General features: G+C 67.5%; 15 protein-coding genes. 8 read left to right on the top strand and 7 right to left on the bottom strand.

Annotated elements, in window-relative coordinates:
• The first annotated feature begins 210 nt into the window (after positions 1-210).
• Positions 211-3051 carry an EAL domain-containing protein gene (locus M3A49_RS28095; RefSeq protein WP_266231934.1) on the top strand — a complete coding sequence of 947 codons (2841 nt, stop codon included), beginning with the start codon at positions 211-213 and terminating at the stop codon, positions 3049-3051.
• Between the two features lie 73 nt (positions 3052-3124).
• Here M3A49_RS28095 and ppa read toward each other — a convergent pair whose 3' ends face one another.
• On the bottom strand, positions 3125-3652 hold the full coding sequence (gene ppa / locus M3A49_RS28090) for an inorganic diphosphatase (RefSeq protein WP_069265419.1): 528 nt from the start codon (positions 3650-3652) through the stop codon (positions 3125-3127).
• Between the two features lie 309 nt (positions 3653-3961).
• Between ppa and M3A49_RS28085 the strand changes: the two genes are divergently transcribed.
• The 3 genes from M3A49_RS28085 to M3A49_RS28075 all read left to right on the top strand — a co-directional run bounded on the left by M3A49_RS28085 (position 3962) and on the right by M3A49_RS28075 (position 7683).
• Complete coding sequence (locus tag M3A49_RS28085) at positions 3962-5401, top strand: aldehyde dehydrogenase family protein (RefSeq protein WP_266231933.1); 1440 nt, start codon at positions 3962-3964, stop codon at positions 5399-5401.
• Positions 5402-5431: 30 nt separating this feature from the next.
• Positions 5432-6190, top strand: coding sequence for an SDR family oxidoreductase (locus M3A49_RS28080; RefSeq protein ID WP_266231932.1), 759 nt, complete (start codon positions 5432-5434; stop codon positions 6188-6190).
• Positions 6191-6363: 173 nt separating this feature from the next.
• Positions 6364-7683, top strand: coding sequence for an MFS transporter (locus tag M3A49_RS28075; RefSeq protein ID WP_266231931.1), 1320 nt, complete (start codon positions 6364-6366; stop codon positions 7681-7683).
• A 102-nt stretch (positions 7684-7785) separates the two neighbouring features.
• Here M3A49_RS28075 and M3A49_RS28070 read toward each other — a convergent pair whose 3' ends face one another.
• The 4 genes from M3A49_RS28070 to M3A49_RS28055 form a co-directional block, all read right to left on the bottom strand.
• Positions 7786-8985: a heme biosynthesis protein HemY gene (locus M3A49_RS28070; RefSeq protein WP_028207729.1), complete on the bottom strand. Its 1200-nt coding sequence runs from the start codon at positions 8983-8985 to the stop codon at positions 7786-7788.
• A 3-nt stretch (positions 8986-8988) separates the two neighbouring features.
• Positions 8989-11175, bottom strand: coding sequence for a fused uroporphyrinogen-III synthase HemD/membrane protein HemX (gene hemDX / locus M3A49_RS28065; RefSeq protein ID WP_266231930.1), 2187 nt, complete (start codon positions 11173-11175; stop codon positions 8989-8991).
• Positions 11172-12224, bottom strand: coding sequence for a hydroxymethylbilane synthase (hemC, locus tag M3A49_RS28060; RefSeq protein WP_266231929.1), 1053 nt, complete (start codon positions 12222-12224; stop codon positions 11172-11174). Before hemC ends, hemDX begins: the two co-directional genes overlap by 4 nt.
• A gap of 433 nt (positions 12225-12657) precedes the next feature.
• On the bottom strand, positions 12658-12912 hold the full coding sequence (locus M3A49_RS28055) for a hypothetical protein (protein WP_266231928.1): 255 nt from the start codon (positions 12910-12912) through the stop codon (positions 12658-12660).
• On the opposite strand from M3A49_RS28055, the gene ppc reads away from it, so the two are divergent.
• The gene (ppc, locus tag M3A49_RS28050; RefSeq protein WP_266231927.1) at positions 12902-15781 is read left to right on the top strand and encodes a phosphoenolpyruvate carboxylase; all 2880 of its coding nucleotides are present in this window, start codon (positions 12902-12904) and stop codon (positions 15779-15781) included. The two genes, M3A49_RS28055 and ppc, sit on opposite strands and share 11 nt — an antisense overlap.
• Before the next feature lie 79 nt (positions 15782-15860).
• On the opposite strand, the gene M3A49_RS28045 is transcribed toward ppc, so the two are convergent.
• A complete protein-coding gene (locus tag M3A49_RS28045; RefSeq protein ID WP_266231926.1) occupies positions 15861-16625 on the bottom strand; it encodes a class I SAM-dependent methyltransferase in 765 nt (254 codons plus the stop codon).
• A gap of 200 nt (positions 16626-16825) precedes the next feature.
• Between M3A49_RS28045 and M3A49_RS28040 the strand changes: the two genes are divergently transcribed.
• The 3 genes from M3A49_RS28040 (at position 16826) to M3A49_RS28030 (ending at position 20380) form a co-directional block, all read left to right on the top strand.
• Positions 16826-17659: a helix-turn-helix transcriptional regulator gene (locus tag M3A49_RS28040; protein ID WP_266231925.1), complete on the top strand. Its 834-nt coding sequence runs from the start codon at positions 16826-16828 to the stop codon at positions 17657-17659.
• Positions 17660-17788: 129 nt separating this feature from the next.
• The gene (argH, locus tag M3A49_RS28035) at positions 17789-19195 is read left to right on the top strand and encodes an argininosuccinate lyase (protein WP_266231924.1); all 1407 of its coding nucleotides are present in this window, start codon (positions 17789-17791) and stop codon (positions 19193-19195) included.
• A gap of 255 nt (positions 19196-19450) precedes the next feature.
• A complete protein-coding gene (locus M3A49_RS28030) occupies positions 19451-20380 on the top strand; it encodes a bestrophin family protein (RefSeq protein ID WP_266231923.1) in 930 nt (309 codons plus the stop codon).
• Positions 20381-20389: 9 nt separating this feature from the next.
• On the opposite strand, the gene M3A49_RS28025 is transcribed toward M3A49_RS28030, so the two are convergent.
• Positions 20390-21106, bottom strand: a complete 717-nt coding sequence (locus M3A49_RS28025; protein ID WP_266231922.1) for a lysozyme inhibitor LprI family protein — start codon at positions 21104-21106, stop codon at positions 20390-20392.
• Between the last annotated feature and the right edge of the window lies 1 nt (position 21107).

Raw genomic sequence — 21107 nt, 5'->3', positions numbered from 1 at the left:
CCACCCCCACCGGCCCCGGAAACCGCCCCGGAAACTGCAGCGCCAGAATGAGCAAACGTCTCTCCAAACGAGCGTTTGCTCTTTTCATCGAACGCTCCGACTAAAGCCTAAAGCCGCCGCAGCCCTCGCCGTTATTCACCACAAGACGCCGGTCTTAGCCCCCGGCGTGCGCTCTCATTTCACCTTGCAAGCCGAAGGAACCGGTGAAGCATGAAGAGACCCATTAAAACGGAGACGAGCCGGCTTGCCCCCGGTTGGCACGGATTGCGGCGCACGACCGTGGTCCTGCTGCCGCTATGGCTGCTCGCCGCCACCATGGCGGTGGTCGCCGCGGTCAGCCTCGCGATCATGTCGATCCTGCTTGCGTATGTGGCGGGGGAAAGCAGCTGGTCGAAGGGCCAGAAGGACGCGGTTCACGCGCTGGAGCGCTACGCGCGCACCGGCGACGAGGCGGACTACCGCACGTTCCTCGCCGGCATTGCCGTGCCGCTCGGCGACCGCGCGGCCAGGCTGGAGATGAACCGCGCGCAGCCGGACACCGCGGCGATCCGGCACGGTTTCGAACTGGGCCGCATCGCGCCCGCCGACATCGACGGCATGACCTGGGGCTACCGCACGCTCAAGAACACGCCGTGGATGCGCCCGGCCGTGGCGTTCTGGGACATCGGCGACCGCTATATTCTGCGTCTTGCCGATACGGGCGAACGCCTGCACGCCCTCGTGCAGGCGGGCAAACTGCACGCGCCCGAATCCGCCAGCCTCGTGCACGAGCTGCGCGAGATCGACAGCCAGCTCGCGCCTGTCGAAAGCGGCTTCTCCCGCTCGCTCGACGACGCGGCGCGCGCCACGCGCTCGCTCCTCACGCTCGCGCTCGCCGCCTCCGCGATCGTGCTGCTCGGCGTGTTCTCGCAATTCATCCGCCGAGCGCTTGCACGCAGCGACCGCCTCGAAGCCGAAGTGCGCAAGAACGAGGAGCGCCTTACGCTAGGCTTTGAAGGCATCAATGCCGGACTCTGGGACTGGGAGGTCGGCAGCCGGCAATGCTACTTCTCGAACTGGCTCTACGAGCAACTCGGCTACGACGTGGGCACGCGCTTTGAAAGCGACACGGGCCTCACCCAGCTCGTCCACCCGGATGACCTCAGGCTCGTGCGCCACGCGCTGCGCCAACACCTTGCGCGCGCAACGACTTTCGACGTGGAGTTTCGTCTGCGCACGCTCGCGGGCACCTACTGCTGGTGTCGCGCACGCGGCCAGGCGGTGCGCGACGCGCGCGGGCGCGCCGTGCGCATGGTCGGTTGCCTGTTCGACATTTCCGAGCTGAGGACTGCCGAAGCGACGGCCTATACCGAACGCGAACTGGCGGAGGTCACCCTGGCCTCGATCGGCGAAGCCGTGATCCGCACCGACGAGCACGCGCGCGTGACCTACTGCAACGCGGTGGCCGAACGCATGCTCGGCCGCGCCACCGCCGAGATGCTCGCGCAGCCGTTCGACGCGATCTGCGACCTGCGCAACGACGCGCACGAACCGCAGCGCTTCGACATCCTGATGAATTCACAGGCGACGGGTAACGCAGGTGGCGCGACTCTCCACGTGCTGCGCACGAACGGCTCGCGCCTCGCGGTCGACTACTCGGTGTCGAAGCTGCGCGACGCGCAACGCCGCGTAATCGGCACCGTCATCGTGCTCTACGACGTGAGCGCACTGCGCGAGCATGCCGCCCGCCTCGCCTACCAGGCGACCCACGACGAGCTGACCGACATCTACAACCGCCGCGAGTTCGAGCGGCGCCTCGCCGCGTTGCTCGACGACAGCGCGAGCGCACCACCCGGACAGCCTGGCCACGCGGTCATGTTTCTCGACCTCGACCAGTTCAAGGTCGTCAACGACACCTGCGGCCACTCGACCGGCGACGAGCTGATCCGCCAGGTCTGCCGCGTACTCAAAAGCGAGTTGCGCGGCGAGGACATCATTGCGCGCCTGGGCGGCGACGAGTTCGGCGTCGTGCTGCCGCACTGCACGGCGGCGCACGCGTCGCTGCTCGCGGAGAACCTGCGTGCGGGCATTGCCGCGATCCGCTTCACGGGCGCCGGGCGCATCGTGCAGACGAGCGTGAGTATCGGCCTCGTCGGCGACGCGGCGGGGCTCGTTTCCGTGAAGGAGGTGATGAAGGCCGCGGACGTCGCGTGCTACATGGCGAAGAAGAAAGGCCGCAACCGCGTGCACCGCTTTCGCTATGACGACGAGGAGCTCTCGCAAACGCACGCGCAGATGGCGTGGGTCTCCGACATCAAGGCGGCGCTCGAGAACGGCCAGTTCTGCCTCTTCGGCCAGAAGATTCTCTCGCTCGCACCGGCGTCGGCGGCGGACGACACGCACGTCGAACTGCTGTTGCGCATGCAGTCCGCCTCAGGCGCGCTCGTCGAGCCTTCCGCGTTCATCGGCGCGGCCGAGCGCTTCGACCTCATGCCGGCCATCGACCGCTGGGTGATCGCGAGCGCATTCGCGATGATTGCCGAAGGCACGCACGATTACGGCACCTGGTCGATCAACCTCTCGGGCGCCTCGCTCGGCGACGAGCAGCTCGCCGACTATATCGAGGAGCAGCAGCGCATCTGGTCGATCCCGTTCGAGCGCGTGTGCTTCGAGATCACCGAAACCGCCGCGATCACGAACCTGAACGAGGCGATCACCCTCATCGAACGCCTGCGCGCGCAGGGCTGCCGCTTCGCGCTCGACGACTTCGGCGCGGGCATGTCGTCGTTCAATTACCTCAAGCATCTGCACGTCGATTATCTGAAGATCGACGGCAGCTTCATACGCGGCATCATCGACAGTCCGCTGGACCAGGCCATCGTGCGATCGATCAACCAGGTCGCGCACGCGGCGGGCAAGCTCACGATCGCCGAATGCGTGGAGGACGCCGCCATCGTGGACTGGATGATCGCGATGGGCGTGGACTACGCGCAGGGCTACGGAGTGGGCAGGCCCGCGCGGCTCGACATCCTGCGCGGCCCAGAACTGCACGATGTCGCCGAAGTGGGTTAATCGAGCGCCCATGAAAAAACCGCACGGCCCTGGCAAGCCCGTGCGGTTTTCAATCAAACCAGAAGCGCGCGATTTACTTCTTGAAGTTCGCCACGCCGTCCGTGATTTCCTTGTGGGCGGCTTCAATGCCGACCCAGCCTTCGACCTTGACCCACTTGCCCTTTTCGAGCGCCTTGTAGTTCTCGAAGAAGTGCTTGATCTGGTCCTTCAGGTACTCGGGCACGTCGTCGAGCGACTTGAGGTTGGCCGTCATCGGGCAGACCTTGTCGTGCGGGACTGCGATCAGCTTCGCGTCGACGCCGGACTCGTCGGTCATCTGCAGCATGCCGAGTGCGCGCGAGCGCACAACGGAGCCTGCCAGCAGCGGGAACGGCGTGATCACGAGCACGTCGACCGGGTCGCCGTCGCCGGAGAGCGTCTGTGGAATGAAGCCGTAGTTCACGGGATAGCGCATGCCCGTGCCGACGAAACGGTCGACGACGAGCAGGCCCAGGTCCTTGTCGGCTTCGTATTTCACCGGATCGCTTTGCGCGGGAATCTCGATGATCACGTTGAAGTCTTGCGGCAGATCCTTGCCGGCGGGGACATTTGCAAAGCTCATGAGCGCTCTCTGTTGAGAAGGGAAAAAATCGACGGCTCGCGCGGAAAAACGGCGCGGAACCGAACGTCGCGGACGTTGGAGGATGGACGCCATTATAGCCAATCGGCCAGGGCGGCCGGCGGTCCGGCCCAGGGCTTTCCCGCACGCAGATGAAGTGCCTGCTGAATTCCTGCGCGTAGCGCCCGCAATTGGCGCGATAATCGACCTGCCGGCGCGGCCCTCCATCGGGCGATCCGCGGCACGCTTCGGCGACGTTTCCCGTTTTGCGTTTCCCCTCCCTCGTTTCACCCCCATTTACGAGGCGCATGCATGGAAGAAGCGAAGCACTTCATCGGCGGCGAATGGCAATCGCCCGCCAGCGGCGAGACGCTCGCCGCGATCGATCCCTCCACCGGCGAGCCCTTCGCGCAGCTCGCACGCGGCAATGCCACCGACATCGACTCGGCCGTCACGGCCGCACGCAAAGCCTTCGAGGGCGCCTGGGGCGCACTGAGCGCCACTGAGCGCGGGCGAGTGCTGTTCGCACTCTCGGGCCTCGTCGGCCAGCACAGGGAAGCACTCGCGCAGCTCGAAGCGCGCGACACCGGCAAGCCGCTCAAGCAGGCGCGCGCCGACGCCGCCGCGCTCGCGCGCTATTTCGAGTTCTATGCAGGCGCCGCCGACAAGCTGCACGGCGAAACCCTGCCCTACCAGGCCGGCTACACGGTGCTCACGGTGCGCGAACCGCACGGCGTGACGGGCCACATCGTGCCCTGGAACTACCCGATGCAGATCTTCGGCCGCAGCGTGGGCGCGGCGCTCGCCACCGGCAACGCGTGCGTGGTGAAGCCCGCCGAGGACGCCTGCGTGTCGCTGCTGCGCGTGGCCGAACTCGCGCGCGAAGCCGGTCTGCCCGCCGGCGCGCTCAACATCGTCACCGGGCTCGGGCATGAGGCGGGCGCGGCGCTCTCCTCGCATCCCGGTATCGACCACATCTCGTTCACGGGCTCGCCGCAAACGGGCAAGCTCGTCGCGCAGATGGCCGCCGAACACCACGTGCCCGTCACGCTCGAACTGGGCGGCAAGTCGCCGCAAATCGTCTTCGCCGATGCCGATTTCGACGCCGCGCTGCCCGTGCTCGTCGCCGCCATCGTGCAGAACGCGGGGCAGACCTGTTCGGCGGGCAGCCGCGTGCTGATCGAGCGCGGCGCCTACGAGCCGCTCATCGACCGGCTCGCCGCTTCGTTTGGCAAGTTGCGCGTGGGCCCGGCCAGTGCCGATCTCGACTGCGGCCCGCTCATCAACGAGAAGCAGCGCCAGCGCGTGCGTGGCTTTCTCGACGAAGCGGCCGCGAGCCGCATCGCCACGGCGGCGAGCGGCAGGCTCGAAGCCGATGCGCCCAGCGGCGGCTTCTACGAAGTCCCGACGCTCCTGCGCGACGTGCCGCCGCAAAGCCGCCTCGCTCAGGAGGAAGTGTTCGGCCCGGTGCTCGCGGCGATGCCCTTCGAGAGCGAGGAAGAAGCGCTCGCGCTCGCCAACGGCACGCCTTATGGCCTCGTCGCCGGCATCTGGACACGCGACGGCGCGCGCCAGATGCGTCTCGCCCGGCGCGTGCGCGCGGGCCAGGTGTTCGTCAACAACTACGGCGCGGGCGGCGGCGTCGAATTGCCGTTCGGCGGCACGCGGCATTCCGGGCACGGACGCGAAAAAGGCTTCGAGGCGCTCTATGGTTTCACGGTGCTCAAGACCATCGCAATCCGGCACGGCTGAATCATGTCGATAAACATGAACGGAGACACCATGCGACTCAAAGGCAAGACGGCCGTCGTGACCGGCGGCGGCTCGGGCTTCGGCGAAGGGATCGCCAGGACCTATGCGCGCGAAGGCGCGAACGTCGTCATCAACGATCTGAACGGTGACGCCGCGGAGCGCGTGGCGAGCGAGATCGCGCTCGCAGGCGGCAAGGCCATCGCCGTGCAAGGCGACATCACGCGCGAAGCCGACTGGCAGGCGCTGCGCGAAGCGGCAATCGACGACTTCGGCAGCGTGCAGATCGTCGTCAACAACGCGGGCACCACGCATCGCAACAAGCCCGTGCTCGAAGTGAGCGAAGCGGAGTTCGACCGCGTGTACGCCGTCAATGTGAAGGGCCTTTACTGGAGCGTGCGCGCGTTCGTGCCGCACTTTCGCGAGCGCGGCGGCGGCGCGTTCGTCAATATCGCATCGACGGCCGGCATCCGGCCCCGGCCCGGGCTCGTCTGGTACAACGGCAGCAAGGGCGCGATGATCGTGGCCAGCAAGGCGCTCGCCGCCGAACTGGGCCCCGACCAGATCCGCGTGAACTGCGTGAATCCCGTGATCGGCGATACGGGGCTCACGGCGGAGTTCATGGGCGTGCCCGACACGCCCGAGAACCGCCAGCGCTTCGTCGCGACCATTCCGCTCGGGCGATTTTCCACGCCGCAGGACGTGGCCAATGCGTGTCTCTATCTCGCCTCGGATGAGGCGGCGTTCATCACCGGCAGCTGCATCGAAGTGGATGGCGGGCGCTGCGTGTAGCGGTGTCTCGCTGCGCCAGGTCACCGACTGATCGGTGTTTTCCCCGACATTGACGCGCCGTCGCGCCACGGCGGCGCGTATAGAATGATCGTGCTTTCGCGTCGAATACCCGCCATAACAAGGCGGCAATACAACAAACACGCCAACGAGCAAGATCGCGCTTAGGAGACACCATGGCCAGTCCAGCGAATCATCTGCCGCAAGCGGGAGCGGGTGCCCCGCCCTCCGCCTTCGAAGAAGCCACGTACCGCAAAGTCGCGTGGCGCCTCATTCCGCTTCTCATGCTGTGTTACGTGGTCGCGTATCTGGACCGCGTCAACGTGGGCTTCGCCAAGCTGCAGATGAGTTCGGCGCTCAATCTCTCCGATGCGGTTTATGGCTTCGGCGCGGGCATTTTCTTCATCGGCTACTTTCTGTTCGAAGTGCCAAGCAATATCATCCTGCATCGCGTGGGCGCTCGCGTGTGGATCGCGCGCATCATGGTCACGTGGGGCCTCGTCTCCATCCTGACGATGTTCGTCACCACGCCGACCATGTTTTACGTGATGCGCTTTCTGCTCGGCCTGTGCGAGGCGGGCTTCTTCCCTGGCATCATCCTCTATCTCACCTACTGGTATCCCGCGCACCGCCGTGGGCGCATGACCACGTGGTTCATGACGGCCATCGCGCTGTCGGGCGTGATCGGCGGTCCGGTGTCGGGCTGGATTCTCAAGTCCTTCGACGGCGCGAACGGCTGGCAAGGCTGGCAGTGGCTGTTCCTGCTCGAAGGGCTGCCTTCGGTGATCGTCGGCGTGCTGGTGTTCTTCGTGCTCGACGACCGCATCGGCCGAGCGAAGTGGCTCACGCAAGAAGAGCGCGCGCTGCTCGAACGCAACATCGCACTCGAGGACGCCACCAAAGAAGACCCGCCGCTCATGACCGTGCTCACGAGCGCGCGCGTGCTGGTGATGAGCTTCACCTACTTCTCGTTCGTGATGGGGCTCTACGGCGTAAGCTTCTGGCTGCCCACCATCATCAAGGCGACGGGCGTGAAAGACGCGCTCACCATCGGCTTGCTTTCGGCGATTCCGTTCGCCGCGGCCGTGGTCGGCATGGTGCTGGTGGCGAAGAGCGCCGACCGCACGCGCGAGCGCCGCTGGCACATCGCCGTGCCGGCCGCCATCGGCGCGCTCGGCCTCGTGCTTTCGGTCACATGGGCGCACGACACCACGCTCGCCATGACGGCGCTCACCATTGCGACCATGGGCATTCTCACCACGCTGCCGCTATTCTGGAGCCTGCCCACGTCCTGGCTCGCGGGCACGGGCGCGGCGGCCGGCATCGCGCTCATCAACTCGATCGGCAATCTCGCGGGCTTCCTGAGCCCGTATGCGGTGGGCTGGCTCAAGCAGGCCACCTCGGCCAACGATTCGGGCATGTACATGCTCGCGGCGTTCATGATCCTGGGCGGTTTGCTTGCGCTTTCGGCACCTGCGAAGCTCGTGAACCGCTAAACGCATTACGGCTTCACCAAAAAACACACGGCCGCCTGTTTTGCAGGCGGCCGTTTTCGTTGCGGCTGCAGTTGCGGCTTCTTCAGCCGCATGGCGCAGGCATCAAACCACGTTCATCGACAGTGCGCTTTCGCGATAGTGCGAAGCGGCCTTGTCGCCGTCGCCGAGTTGCTCGTGCAGGCGCGCGAGTGCGCGATGCGAGCGGATCTTGAGCGGCTCGTTCTGCGTCGCGTCGGCAGACTTGAGCGCGGCTTCGAGGAACGACTGCGCCTTGCCCCACAGTTGCTGCTTCAGGCACAGGCGGCCCAGCGCGAACAGCAGGTCGCCGTCCTCGGGACGTTCCTTGCGCCACGCCTCGGCCTTCTGGATGAGCGGCAGCGCGTCGCTGCCCGCGGTGTCCGGATAGCGGCGCAGCAAGCGCGCGTCCCAGTTCTGCGCGAGCGCTTCTTCGACGATCTTGCGTGCGTCGGCCTGGCGATCGAGTGCGATCAGCAGTTCGGCGGCGCAATCGGCAAGACGCGGCGAGTGACGCTCGACGTTCGAGAGCGACTGCCACAGCTCGAGCAGCGCGTCGGCGTTGTGACGACGGTCGCGCAGCAGATTTTCCGCCGCGAGCTGGCGCAGGCGCACGGCCACGGCCGGGTGCAACGCCTCGCGTTTTTCCAGCGTCTTCACGAGCTTGAGCACTTCGCTCCAGTTCTTGAGCTGCTGCTGCGCGCGCAGCGCGATCTGTTGCGCGTGGATGCGGCGGCCGCCCTGCGTGCGCATTTCGGTGAGCGCGGCGAGCGCGCCATCGGCGTCGCGGCCGTCGGCGCGCATGTCGGCGGTCGCCATGAGGCGCGCTTCCTGGAGGTCGGGGTCGTCGACCTGGGTGAGCCATTCGTCGCGGCGCGCGTATTCATGCAGACGATGCGCGGCCGTCGCGGCGATCAGGCCCGCGGCGCTCGTATTCTTCGCGTCGGCGAGCGAATCGCGTGCGGCTTTCTCGGCGCGCGAGAAGCGGCCCGCGTAAAGATTGCCCACGGCGTCGCGCAGCGCCGAGTTCGCCTTCTCGGCACGCATGCGTGCGCGGTAGGCGCCCACGCGGCGCGGCATCGTCACGATGTTGCGTGCGAAACGCAGGATCGCGTAAAGCAGCAGGAACGCCACCACGATGCCGACCACGAACAGGTTGAGCGAGACGTCCACGCGATACGGCGGATAGACGAGCAGCACCTGCCCGGTGTCGAAGCGCCCGACGGTCGCGAGCGCGACGGCAATCGCGAAGAGAAGCGCGAGCCAGAGGAGTCCACGGATCGCCATGTCTTACCCCCTGCTCCGGTATTGCTGGATCGCCTTCAGGCTCGTGTCGAGCGTGGGCAGCGTGACGGCGGTCGAGCCGTCGTTCACTTCCTTGAGCAGCCCGCGCACGGTTTGCGTGTCTTTCGACGCGCCGTCGAAGTAGCGTGCGAGCGTGGCGTCGGCGGCCGCGAGGTCGGACTTGAGCGTTTCCTGGCTGCGCGAGAGCAGCGAAAGGCGCGCCGAAAGCAGACGCAGCTTCAGGTTCTGACGCACGAAATAGCCTTGATCGGGCGAGACCAGCATGGCGTCCGCGTTGTCGATGCGGCGCACCTGCACGAGGCTCGTGATCTGCTTGCCCACGCCGTCGACGAACGTGTCGATCCACACCTTCCATTTCGGCTGGTTGGTCGCCGCGGCAACCTGGGCAATATCGGCGGGCTGTGCAGCCTCCGGCTTCGTATGCGCGACGATCGCCTCACCGGAAAGCGGCAGCGAGTCGATCTGGCCGAGCGCGGTGTCGAGCTTGATGGCGAGACCTGTGAGGTCCGTGGACGGCGCGGCCTTGAGCTTGTCGATGTCCTGCGCGATCGCCTTGCGCACGGCGATGGCCTGCGCGTTGTCCGAGGCGGCGAGGCGCGTGTCGGCGCTTTGCAGCGCGAATAGCGCGAGCTGCGTGTTGCCCGTGAGCTGGAGCTGTTCGCTCGCGCTCGACAGCATCTGGCCGACTTCGGCGAGCGTCCAGTCGTCGCGGCTCTTCGACAGATCGGCGTATTGCTGCGCGAGCGCCTGCTGCGAATTCTGTGCGTCGGCGATCTTGCCTTCGAGCTGGGCGATCTGCTTGTCGATCTGCTGCGAGCCTGCGGCGACCTGGTCGGCGCGTGCGCGCAGCGCGGCGGTCTGCTGCTCGCTTGCCTGCTGGCGTTGAATGGCCTGCATGCCGAGGTTGTCGACCTTGCGATTCAGGAGATAACCGCCTGCGCCCGAGCCCGCCGCGACCAGCACCAGGACGAGCCACAGCAGCGCCGTGCCCGCGCCGCGGCGCCCGTTGCCCGCGCCCGGCGGCGGCGTCAGCGGCGCGGAAGACCCCGCGCCCGACGACGCATACGACGGCCGCGCCGATGCGCTGCCCGATGCCGACGCGCTGCTGGAAACCGCCGCGCCCGTGGTGACGGCGCCCTGGTTTGCTGTGCTGCTTGAGTTGTTCGAATCTGTCATGCGTGGGTTGGCCGGCGCCTGGGCCGGAGTGTTCTGAACCGGTTGAACAACGGAAGAAGCGAGGCCTAGCAGCGTCTCGACGATGCGTACGTCGCCCGCGCCGGACACCGTAATCCTATCAAAACCCATTGAGCGCGCCGTCTCGGCGATCCGCGGGTGGGGCGCGACGAGCGGCGCGTGACGCAGCTCGACGATCTCGCCCGCCGTGAGGTGCTCGCGCGCGAGTTCGTCGAGGTTGCGCACGCCTTCTGAGCTCGTGACGAGCCACGCGTGCGGCGCGCCTTCGAGCAGCGCATGCACCTGCGTCCAGGCGGCGATGGGCGGCTCGGGCACGACGCGGCGGTAGGCCGCGACGGTCTCCACCTCGGCGCCCGCTTCGCGCAGACGCTCGGCGAGCCACTCGCGGCCGCCGTCGCCGCGCACGATCAGGACGCCCTTGCCCGCGAAGGCGTCCACGCCGAAGGTCTTTTCGAGCGCCGCGTAAAGCGACTCAGAATCGAAGCGCGCGGGCTCTTCCTCCCCCGCGCCCGCAGGGCTGACCACGCGATGCTCGGGGGCCGCCACACCGTGGCGCTCGAGCGCGGCCACGCTCGCGGGGCCGACTACGGCCACGGGCAGCGCGGCCGGCCAGATCGACGACACCGAGGCATAGCACGCGAACGCGCGATCGACGGCGTTCGGCGAAACGAACACGACGAGCGCAAAACGTTCGAGCGCGCCGAGCGCGGCGCGTAGCGGCGCTTCGTCGGTCACGGGCGCGATGGAGATGAGCGGGAAGTCGAGCGTGCGCATGCCGTGCTGCGCGAGTTGCCCGGCGAGACCATCCGACTGACCGGCCGGCCGGGTAATGACGACGGTGAACGGTGCGCCGCCACCATGGCTGCTTTCGCCGCTCGACGGTGACGCGCGCTTCGCGCCGGTGGAGGCGTCGCCCGGGCCACCCCACTCGTCGGGCTGGCCGGCTTTACCGTACGGTTGCCAGGAGCCGGCCATCATCTGGAGGCCGGGCCTTCGCCCGCGCCGGTTGGGTTCTGGGTGGCGGCGCCCTTGGCGGGCGCCGCATTCGGACCATCGGCTGCCTGGGCCGCGTCCGCGAGTGCGCGCACGATCTCGAGCGCGCCCTGCGCGATGAGGTCGTCGGCAACGCGGCGGCCGAGCGCCATGGCATCGTCGACCGTGGACGCCGCGGCGCCCTCCTGCGCGGCGAGCACGCGGCTCGCGTCGGGCGTGGCGATCGTGCCGCGCAGCGCAAGCTTGCCGTCGTGCCACTGCGCGTAGGCCGCGAGCGGCACCGTGCAGCTGCCGCCCAGTGCGCGCGAAACCATGCGCTCGGCTTCGACGGCCTTCGCGGTGGCGTCGTGGTGCAGCGGCGCGAGCCAGGCGGCGATATCGGCGCGATCGGCGCGGATCTCGATGCCGAGCGCGCCCTGGCCCGCCGCCGGCAGGCTGTCCTCGGGCTCGATGAGCGCGCGGATACGCGCGCCGAGGCCAAGGCGCTTCAAGCCGGCAGCCGCGAGGATGATGGCCGCGTAGTCGCCGCGGTCGAGCTTGGCGAGGCGCGTGTCGAGATTGCCGCGCAACGGCTTGACCTCGAGATGCGGATAGCGCGCGCGGATCATCGACTCGCGGCGCAGGCTCGACGTGCCCACCACGCTGCCCGCCGGCAACGCGGCAAGCGAGTCGTAGTCGTTGGAGACGAACGCGTCGCGCGGGTCCTCGCGCTCCATGATGGCCGCGAGCGTGAAGCCTTCGGGCAGCTCCATCGGCACGTCCTTGAGCGAGTGCACGGCGAGATCGGCGCGGCCCTCGGCCAGCGCCTGCTCCAGTTCCTTCACGAAAAGACCCTTGCCGCCCACCTTCGAGAGCGTGCGGTCGAGAATTTGATCGCCGCGTGTCGTCATTCCAACAATTTTCACGTCGCAGGCTGGATATAATTTGTGCAGCGCAGCTTGCACATGCTCGGCCTGCCACATCGCGAGGCGGCTCTCCCGCGAAGCGATCACCAGGGTGTTGGGCATGGGCGCGGATAACGTCTCGGAGTTCATGGCAAGTACATCGAATGACGGGATGAAAAGCAGGATCGGATAACAGGCAATGTTAGCACGCGCCCTTTTTACCGCCTCCCCGCAGGGTCAGGCGAACAAGGCGCGGGCGGCGGCAAGGAAGAGACTCAGGCGTTGCAGCGGCGCTTACTGTACCCATCGTAGGCAAACTGGCGCGCGTCTGGCACGCGGCTGGCAGCATACGCGGCCCGCGTGGCCCCGGCTATCGCCGCGGCGCCGCTTCGGCTTGCGCTCGCCCTCGCAGCGGCGCACCTCTCCAGCAAGGCCTGCACCCGGCGCACCGCCATTGGCGAGCCGCGCCGCCTCTGCACTATCCGCACGGCTCGCACAGGGTGGCACCTTCCACCCTCTCCAGGTTGCACCCGCAGTACACGGCCCGGCACGCGCCGCGGCCATGCAGTTGGCAGTTCTCCGACTAACCTGCCCATATCCTGGCAAGCCTCAAGGAAAACATCGTGAAGTCTTCAGGCTCGGCGCGCGCAGAGCGCCGCAACACCGCATCGCAGAACGCAACTTCGAAGGCCGCATCGGCCACGCCGTCCACGAAACCGGCGAAAACGACGAAAACGACGAAGACCACGAAGACCACGAAATCCACGACGACCAAACCGGCCGCCGAGGCTGTCAAGGCGGTGAAAACGCCGAAGGCCGCAAAAGCGATGAAGGCCACGCAGGCGGCGAAGGCTCCGAAAGCGCCCGCCGGCGCCTCGCGCAATGGCCGCGCCCGCGACGACAAGGACCAGCCGCTCTTCGAAGACATCCGGTACCTGGGCCGCCTGCTCGGCGAAGTGCTGCGCGAGCAGGAAGGCGACGCCGTGTTCGACGTCGTGGAAAGCATTCGTCAGACCGCCGTGCGCTTTCGCCGCGAAGACGACAACGCCGACGCGCTCGCGCTGGAAAAGCAGCTGCGCGCGCTCTCGCCCGAGCAGACCGTGAGCGTCGTGCGCGCGTTCAGCTACTTCTCGCATCTCGCGAACATTGCTGAAGATCGCCACCGCAACCGCCGCCGCCGCATTCACGACCTCGCGGGCTCGGCGCCGCAGGCGGGCACCATCGCGCATTCGCTCGAACGTCTCGCGCTTGCGGGCGCGGCCGCGACGCCGGTGCTCCAGCAGTTCTTCAACGACGCGCTGATCGTCCCCGTGCTCACCGCGCACCCCACGGAAGTGCAGCGCAAGAGCACGCTCGACTCGCAGCACGACATCGCGCGCCTGCTCGCCGAGCGCGACCAGCCGCTCACGCATCGCGAACTCGAGCACAACGAGTCGCTCTTGCGCGCGCGCGTGACCTCGCTCTGGCAAACGCGCATGCTGCGCGAGTCGCGCCTGACCGTGGGCGACGAAATCGAAAACGCGCTTTCGTATTACCACACGACCTTCCTCACCGAGATCCCGGCGCTCTACAGCGAGATCGAAACGCAGCTGAAGGAGCACGGCCTTTCGGCGCGCCTGCCCGCGTTCCTCCAGATGGGCAGCTGGATTGGCGGCGACCGCGACGGCAACCCGAACGTCTCCGCCGCCACGCTCGAAGAAGCAAGCGAGCGCCAGGCGCAGGTGATCCTGCAGCACTACCTCGACGAAGTGCACCGTCTGGGCGCCGAACTTTCGGTGTCGAACCTGCTCGCGGGCGCGAGCGAGGAGCTGAAGGCGCTGGCCGAAGCCTCGCCCGACCAGTCGCCGCACCGCGTGGACGAGCCCTATCGCCGCGCGCTGATCGGCGTGTACACGCGCCTCGCCGCGAGCGCGCGCGTGCGTCTGGGCGAAGGCGTGGTGGCCGTGCGCAGCGCGGGCCGCAACGCCGCGCCCGTGCGCGCCAAGCCCTATGCCGATGCGGACGAGTTCTCGCGCGACCTGCATATCCTGATGGATTCGCTCGCCGAGCATCACGGCGCGTCGCTCGCCACCACGCGGCTTGCGCCGCTCATGCGCGCCGTCGACGTGTTCGGCTTCCATCTCGCCTCGATCGATCTGCGCCAGAGTTCGGACATCCACGAAGCCGTGATTACGGAGCTGCTCGCGCGCGCCGGCGTTCAAGCCGACTACGCGGCACTGTCCGAAGAAGACAAGCAGATCGTGCTGCTCGCGCAGCTCGCCGACCCGCGCACGCTGCGCTCGCCGTACCTCGACTATTCGGACCTCGTGAAGAGCGAGCTGGGCGTGCTCGAAATGGCGCGCGTGACGCGCGAGAAGTTCGGCGCGCGCGCGGTGCGCAACTACATCATCTCGCACACCGAAACGGTTTCCGACCTGCTCGAAGTGATGCTGCTGCAGAAGGAAACCGGCCTCATGAGCGGGCGCCTCGGCCACGCGGAAGACCCTGCGAAGGCCGCGCTGATGGTGATCCCGCTCTTCGAGACGATCCCCGACTTGCGCCACGCGCCGGGCATCATGCGCGACCTGCTCGCGCTGCCGGGCATCGACGGCATTGTCGAGCACCAGGGCAACGAGCAGGAAATCATGCTCGGCTACTCGGACAGCAACAAGGACGGCGGCTTCCTCACCTCGAACTGGGAGCTGTACCGCGCGGAGCTGGCGCTCGTCGCGCTGTACAAGCAGCGCGGCATCACGCTGCGTCTGTTCCACGGCCGCGGCGGCACGGTGGGCCGCGGCGGCGGCCCGACCTACAACGCGATCCTCTCGCAGCCGCCGGGCACGGTGGAAGGCCAGATCCGTCTGACCGAGCAGGGCGAAGTCATCGCGAGCAAGTTCGGCAATCCGGAGATCGGCCGCCGCAACCTCGAAACGGTGATCGCCGCGACGCTCGAAGCAACGCTGCTGCCGATGGGCGGGGCAAGCAGCGCACCCGATCAACTACCCGCATTCGAAGAGACGATGCAAGCGCTCTCCGACGCCGCGATGGCCGCATACCGCTCGCTCGTCTACGACACGCCTGGCTTCACCGACTACTTCTTCGCCTCCACGCCGATCACGGAAATCGCGGAGCTGAACATCGGCAGCCGTCCGGCCTCGCGCAAGCTGCAGGACCCGAAGAACCGCAAGATCGACGATCTGCGCGCGATTCCGTGGGGTTTCTCGTGGGGCCAGTGCCGCCTGCTGCTCACGGGCTGGTACGGCTTTGGCAGCGCGGTCGCCTCGTATCTCGACGACGCGGGCAGCGACGCCGAGCGCGCGCGCCGTCTTGCGATGTTCAAGAAGATGTACAAGACCTGGCCGTTCTTCTCGAACCTGCTCTCGAACATGGACATGACGCTCGCGAAGACCGACCTCGCGGTGGCCTCGCGCTACGCGCAGCTCGTCGCGGACAAGAAGCTGCGCAAGCTCGTGTTCGAGCGCATCGTGGCCGAATGGGAGCGCACGACGAAGGTGCTCGGCGAGATCACGGGCGCCTCCGCACGGCTCGCCGATAACCCGCTGCTCGCGCGCTCGATCAAGAACCGCTTCCCGTATCTCGATCCCCTGAATCACTTGCAGGTGGAACTCATCAAGCGCTATCGCGCCGGTGACCCGAGCCCGCGCGTGCGGCGCGGTATTCATCTGACGATCAACGGGATTGCGGCGGGGTTGCGCAATACGGGTTGAGCGTTCGCGCTGTGCGCATGCGCAAACGGCGTCGTGCCCTCGCGGTCACGACGCCGTTTTTGATTGCCTCAGGCGAGCTTCAATCGCGCCGCGTCGCCTCGATCATCAGCGCGTCGAGCTTGAACGACAAATCGCTCTGCACATCGAAGTATTGCCGCACTTCATCGGGCGCGCGCTCCCACATCGAGCGGATCGCCGTCACGCGCTCCGGCGGCGTACGCATGCGCGCGACCCACGAATCGAAGTCGAGCGCGATGCGCCAGCGCTCGCTCACCTTCGCGTCGAAGCCGGCCACGTCGAGCATCGCGAGCCACTCGTCGGCGCGGTAGTCGCGAATGTGCGACGCGTCGCGCAACAGTTCGATCGCCTGAATATGCGTGTCGTAAAGCGGGTCGTCGATGCCCGCGATGTCGATGAACTTCAGCCGGCCGCCCGGCTTGAGCACGCGGTGCACTTCGGCAAGCGCCTGCGGCACGTCGCGCCAGTGGTGCGCGCTCATGCGGCTCACGGCCCAGTTGAAGCTCGCGTCGGCGAACGGCAGCGTTTCTGCCGCGCCCTGCTGCGTGCGCACGGTCGTCAAGCCACGCGCCTTCGCGGCGGCTTCGACCGTGGCCAGCATCTGCGGGGCGATGTCGTAGCCGACGACTTCGCGCACGTGCGGCGCGATGGCGAAGCTCGCGTGGCCCGCGCCGCAGCCCATGTCCAGCACCGTCGCATTGCCGCAGGTGGCCGCGAAGGTCGCGGCGAGGTTCTCCAGATCCGCGCCGCTCGCGTGGACCTGGCTCGTGAGGTAGGCGGCGGCGGTCGAGCCGAATGCGTCGGCGACCTGATCGTGATGCTTCATCGCATGCTCCTTTTTGCGGGTTCTGATGCGGCTCGTTATGTAGGGCGCGAATCGGCGAGCGCTGCGCGCCGCGGGTTCTGCAATCTCCGGGCTGGCTGACGTGGCGGCCCGGCGCCGCGTCAGACGCTACAATAGAGGCCGTTTTGTACCAGTACAAGTTAAGCGGTTATTCTGGTATCGCCGCCACTAGCCCCACGCCCATGAGCCTCGACACGCCCTCCTCGGGATCGCCTTCCGCCCCCGCCGGTAAAACCCTCGACGCGACACCCGCCCGCGCGCTGGGTGAATTCATCCGCGCCCATCGCGAGCGTCTTTCGCCCGCGGAGGTCGGGCTGCCGCCGGGCCCGCGCCGCCGCACACCGGGCCTGCGCCGCGAGGAAGTCGCGCAGTTGTGCGGCGTGAGCCCGACCTGGTACACGTGGATCGAGCAGGGCCGCCCCGTTTCGGCCTCGGCGGACGCGCTCGCGCGCATCGCCGTCGCGCTGCGGCTCTCGCGCGCCGAGCGCGCCTACCTGTTCGAGCTGGCCGCGCAGCGCGACCCCGCCGAGCCTGATCCGGCCACCGCCGCGGACGCGCCCGCCACGCTGCTGCAAACGGTGAAGCTCGTGGACGCCCCCGCCTACGTGCTTGACCGCCAGTGGACCGCGCTCGCCTGGAACGCGCATGCGGCGGACCTCTTCACGGGCTGGCTCGACGGCGAGCACGACCGCAACCTGCTGCGCTTCACATTCACCGAGCCGCTCGGGCGCGAGCTGATCGTCGACTGGGAAACGCGCGCGCGGCGCCTTGCCGCCGAGTTCCGCGCCGACTCCATCCGCCACCTGAACGACGCGCCAACGCGCGCGCTGATCGACTCGCTGATCGCCGCGAGCGACGAGTTCGCGCGCTTCTGGGCCTCGCAGGACGTGTTCGAGCGCGAGGGCGGCCGGCGCGAGTTCAACCACCCGCGCCACGGCCGCATCGCCTACGACCAGATCACCTTCAAGCCCGCGCACCGCGAAGATCTCAAGCTCGTGGTGCTGGTGCGGCTCTGAGCGGCGCGGGCCGCCTGGCGGCGTTGCGGCGGACCGCCGATGCTAAAATTGTGATCTTTCCCGCCGTGCGCGGCGCAATGCGGCGCGCGGCACGCCTTCTCACCGCTTGCTCGTTCACGCCCCATCACCATGACGTCCCAACTGCACAAAAAAGGCGAAGCCTGGTCGGCTCGCTTCTCCGAACCCATGTCGGAGCTGGTCAAGCGCTACACGTCGTCGGTCTTCTTCGACAAGCGTCTCGCGCTCGTCGATATCGAGGGCTCGCTCGCACATGCGTCGATGCTGGCCGCGCAGAAGATCATCTCCGCCGACGACCTCGCCGCCATCCAGGGCGGCATGGCGAAGATCAAGGGCGAGATCGAGCGCGGCGAATTCGAGTGGCTGCTCGACCTCGAAGACGTGCACCTGAACATCGAAGCGCGCCTGACCGCCCTGATCGGCGACGCCGGCAAGCGCCTGCACACGGGCCGCTCGCGCAACGACCAGGTCGCGACCGACATCCGCCTGTGGCTGCGCGGCGAGATCGACCGCATCGGCGGCCTGCTTGGCGACCTGCGCGGCGCGCTGCTCGACCTCGCTGAACAGCACTCGGGCACAATCATGCCGGGCTTCACGCACCTGCAAGTGGCGCAGCCGGTCACCTTCGGCCATCACCTGCTCGCCTACGTGGAAATGTTCTCGCGCGACGCCGAGCGCATGGTGGACTGCCGCAAGCGCGTGAACCGTCTGCCCCTCGGCGCGGCGGCGCTCGCGGGCACGAGCTTTTCCGTAGACCGCTTCGCCGTGGCGAAGACGCTGGGCTTCGACGGCATCTGCGCAAACTCGCTCGACGCCGTCTCCGATCGCGACTTCGCCATCGAATTCACGGCGGCGGCCGCGCTCGTGATGACGCACGTCTCGCGCTTCTCGGAAGAACTGGTGCTGTGGATGAGCCCGCGCGTGGGCTTCATCGATCTGGCCGACCGCTTCTGCACGGGCTCGTCGATCATGCCGCAGAAGAAGAACCCGGACGTGCCGGAACTGGCGCGCGGCAAGACCGGCCGCGTGAACGGCCATCTCATGGCGCTCCTCACGCTCATGAAGGGCCAGCCGCTCGCCTACAACAAGGACAACCAGGAAGACAAGGAGCCGCTGTTCGACACGGTCGATACCGTGGCGGACACGCTGCGTATCTTCGCGGAGATGGTCGCGGGCATCGCGGTCAAGGAGCAGGCGATGCGCGCGGCTGCGCTGCAAGGCTTCTCCACGGCCACGGATCTGGCCGACTACCTCGTCAAGAAGGGCCTGCCGTTCCGCGACGCGCACGAAGCCGTGGCGCACGCGGTGCGCATCTGCGTGGACCGCAACTGCGATCTCGCCGACCTCACGCTCGACGAGATGCGCCGCGAACTGCCGGCCGTCTCGCACCTGCTGACCGAAGACGTGTTCGAAGTGCTCACACTCGAAGGCTCGGTCTCGGCGCGCAACCATCCGGGCGGCACCGCGCCCGAGCAGGTACGTGCGGCCATCGCGGCGGCGCGCGCAGCGCTCAGGTAAGCGCAGCGAAGCGGGCGAAGAACGCCCGCACTCAAAGGCCAACCGGGCGCGCGACGGACAACGTCGCGCGCCCTGTTTGTTTCTGGGCGGCGCACAAGGTGACAATGCGCATGAGGACACACATGACAGCGCGCTGTGCCCGCAGCAAAATGTCGGAAGTGTGCGCCCGGCGGTCGCGCGCCATGGCCTACGATCCCGCGCCATACTGACGACTTGCTCCGTCAGGTTTTGTCTTCGCTCCCACCCCCTGCCCCAATGATCGTCCGCCCTCATCTCCACTGGTTCCGCATGCTGCTCGCGTGGCGCGGCTCCGTGCTGCCGCAACTTCTGCCGCGCCTTTCCATCGTGCTGGTCCTCTCGATCATCGCAGTGGCCGCGCACGATCACATCCTCAAGCTCACGGTCAACCTGAGCACCGTGCCGTTCTCGCTGATCGGCATCGCGCTCGCGGTGTTTCTCGGCTTTCGCAACAGCGCGAGCTACGACCGCTACTGGGAAGGCCGCAAGCTCTGGGGGCAAATGCTCAATGAGACGCGCTCGCTGGTACGGCAAGCGCTGACGCTCCCGCGCAGCGGCGACGAAGCCGCAACGCGCGAACGGGCCCGCGAGCTGATGAGTCTGCTCGCTGCGCTGCCGCATGCGCTGCGCCATCAACTGCGCAACACCGACCCGCGCGCCGATCTCGAATCGCGCCTGCCACCCGCGCTGTTCGAGCGCGTGCTGGCGTCGCGCTACCGCCCGGCCACGCTCCTGCTGTGCGCCGCGGAATGGGTCCGGCGCGAGACGCGCGAAGGCCGCCTCGACGGTTACGCGGTGCTCGCGTTCGAGCACAATCTCAATGGCATTTCGGATGTGATCGGCGGGTGCGAGCGCATCGTCTCCACGCCGCTGCCGTTCGCCTATACGGTGATGATTCATCGCACCGTGTACTTCTTCTGCGCGATGCTGCCGTTCGGCCTCGTCGATAGCATCGGCGGTTTGACGCCGATCTTCGCCGTGTTCGTGGCCTACGCGTTCATGGCCCACGAGGCAATCGCCTCGCAGCTCGAAGACCCGTTCGGCACCGAAGACAACGACCTCGCGCTCAACCTGATGTCAACCGGCATCGAGGTCGCGTTGCACGACCTGATGGGCGAGCCCACCTCGCTGCCGGCGCGCGCGCCGGAGCAGTTCATCCTCGACTGAAACCCAGCCTCAGTGGTTGTTCACCGTTTCGGCGAGGCGCTTCAAGGTTGCGAGGCGCCCGCCTAGCAGATCGAGCCGCGCATGCTCGTCGATGAGCGGCGTGGTCGCGTCGCGATACGCGCGCCAGTCGCTTTGTGAGCGAGAGACCGTAGGGCGCGCGTGCTTCGACATCCGCGCATAGAGCTGACGGTAGTAGCGATTGAGGTCGTAGCTCACGTGCTCGCAGCGCGCGTCGGCGCTGCAGGCGCGCACCTTCGGCGCGTCTCCGTTGTACATGGCCGCCTGGTTGCGCAGCGCGAGCGCGCGCTCGCGCACCGGCTGCAGGCGCATGTCCGCCTCGTAGAGCTGGTAAGTGCTGCCGCTCGTGGTCGCGAACGCGGCGCCGAGCATGGTGTCCTCGGCGTCGCGCCAGGCCACCCACTTCTGCTGGCTCAGTTGCCAGCGCTTTTGCTGCGCGGCCGGCAACTTCGCGAGCAGTTGCGTAAGCGCGGTGTCGGCGGCCGTGCGCCAGGCCGTGCGCGCGTCGTCCATGCACTGGATCTGCCCGGCCGTCGACGACCGGTCCGCGCGCGCGAGACAGGCGCGCATGGCCGTGTCGATCGGATCGGCCGCCGCGACCTCGGCGCGCGCCGCCGGCGCCACGGCGAACAGCACCGTGGCCACGGACAGCGCCGCAACCATCGCAGCAAAGAAACGCGCTAGCCGCGCTGATGAGCCACCCAACATT

Origin of the sequence: Paraburkholderia sp. CNPSo 3076, from assembly GCF_026343935.1 — a bacterium.
GTDB lineage: Bacteria > Pseudomonadota > Gammaproteobacteria > Burkholderiales > Burkholderiaceae > Paraburkholderia > Paraburkholderia nodosa.
The sequence above is the reverse complement of the archived record's forward strand: the minus strand, read 5'-3'. Positions and strand labels throughout refer to the sequence as shown.

Excerpts from the sequence above, each read along its gene's own strand:
- M3A49_RS28075 (WP_266231931.1), top strand. The coding sequence starts at position 6,364 with ATGGCCAGTCCAGCGAATCATCTGCCGCAAGCGGGAGCGGGTGCCCCG.
- M3A49_RS28025 (WP_266231922.1), bottom strand. The coding sequence starts at position 21,106 with ATGTTGGGTGGCTCATCAGCGCGGCTAGCGCGTTTCTTTGCTGCGATG.
- ppc (WP_266231927.1), top strand. The coding sequence starts at position 12,902 with ATGAAGGCCACGCAGGCGGCGAAGGCTCCGAAAGCGCCCGCCGGCGCC.
- hemDX (WP_266231930.1), bottom strand. The coding sequence starts at position 11,175 with ATGATGGCCGGCTCCTGGCAACCGTACGGTAAAGCCGGCCAGCCCGAC.
- M3A49_RS28070 (WP_028207729.1), bottom strand. The coding sequence starts at position 8,985 with ATGGCGATCCGTGGACTCCTCTGGCTCGCGCTTCTCTTCGCGATTGCC.
- M3A49_RS28045 (WP_266231926.1), bottom strand. The coding sequence starts at position 16,625 with ATGAAGCATCACGATCAGGTCGCCGACGCATTCGGCTCGACCGCCGCC.
- M3A49_RS28030 (WP_266231923.1), top strand. The coding sequence starts at position 19,451 with ATGATCGTCCGCCCTCATCTCCACTGGTTCCGCATGCTGCTCGCGTGG.
- hemC (WP_266231929.1), bottom strand. The coding sequence starts at position 12,224 with ATGAACTCCGAGACGTTATCCGCGCCCATGCCCAACACCCTGGTGATC.
- M3A49_RS28040 (WP_266231925.1), top strand. The coding sequence starts at position 16,826 with ATGAGCCTCGACACGCCCTCCTCGGGATCGCCTTCCGCCCCCGCCGGT.
- ppa (WP_069265419.1), bottom strand. The coding sequence starts at position 3,652 with ATGAGCTTTGCAAATGTCCCCGCCGGCAAGGATCTGCCGCAAGACTTC.
- M3A49_RS28080 (WP_266231932.1), top strand. The coding sequence starts at position 5,432 with ATGCGACTCAAAGGCAAGACGGCCGTCGTGACCGGCGGCGGCTCGGGC.
- M3A49_RS28095 (WP_266231934.1), top strand. The coding sequence starts at position 211 with ATGAAGAGACCCATTAAAACGGAGACGAGCCGGCTTGCCCCCGGTTGG.
- argH (WP_266231924.1), top strand. The coding sequence starts at position 17,789 with ATGACGTCCCAACTGCACAAAAAAGGCGAAGCCTGGTCGGCTCGCTTC.
- M3A49_RS28085 (WP_266231933.1), top strand. The coding sequence starts at position 3,962 with ATGGAAGAAGCGAAGCACTTCATCGGCGGCGAATGGCAATCGCCCGCC.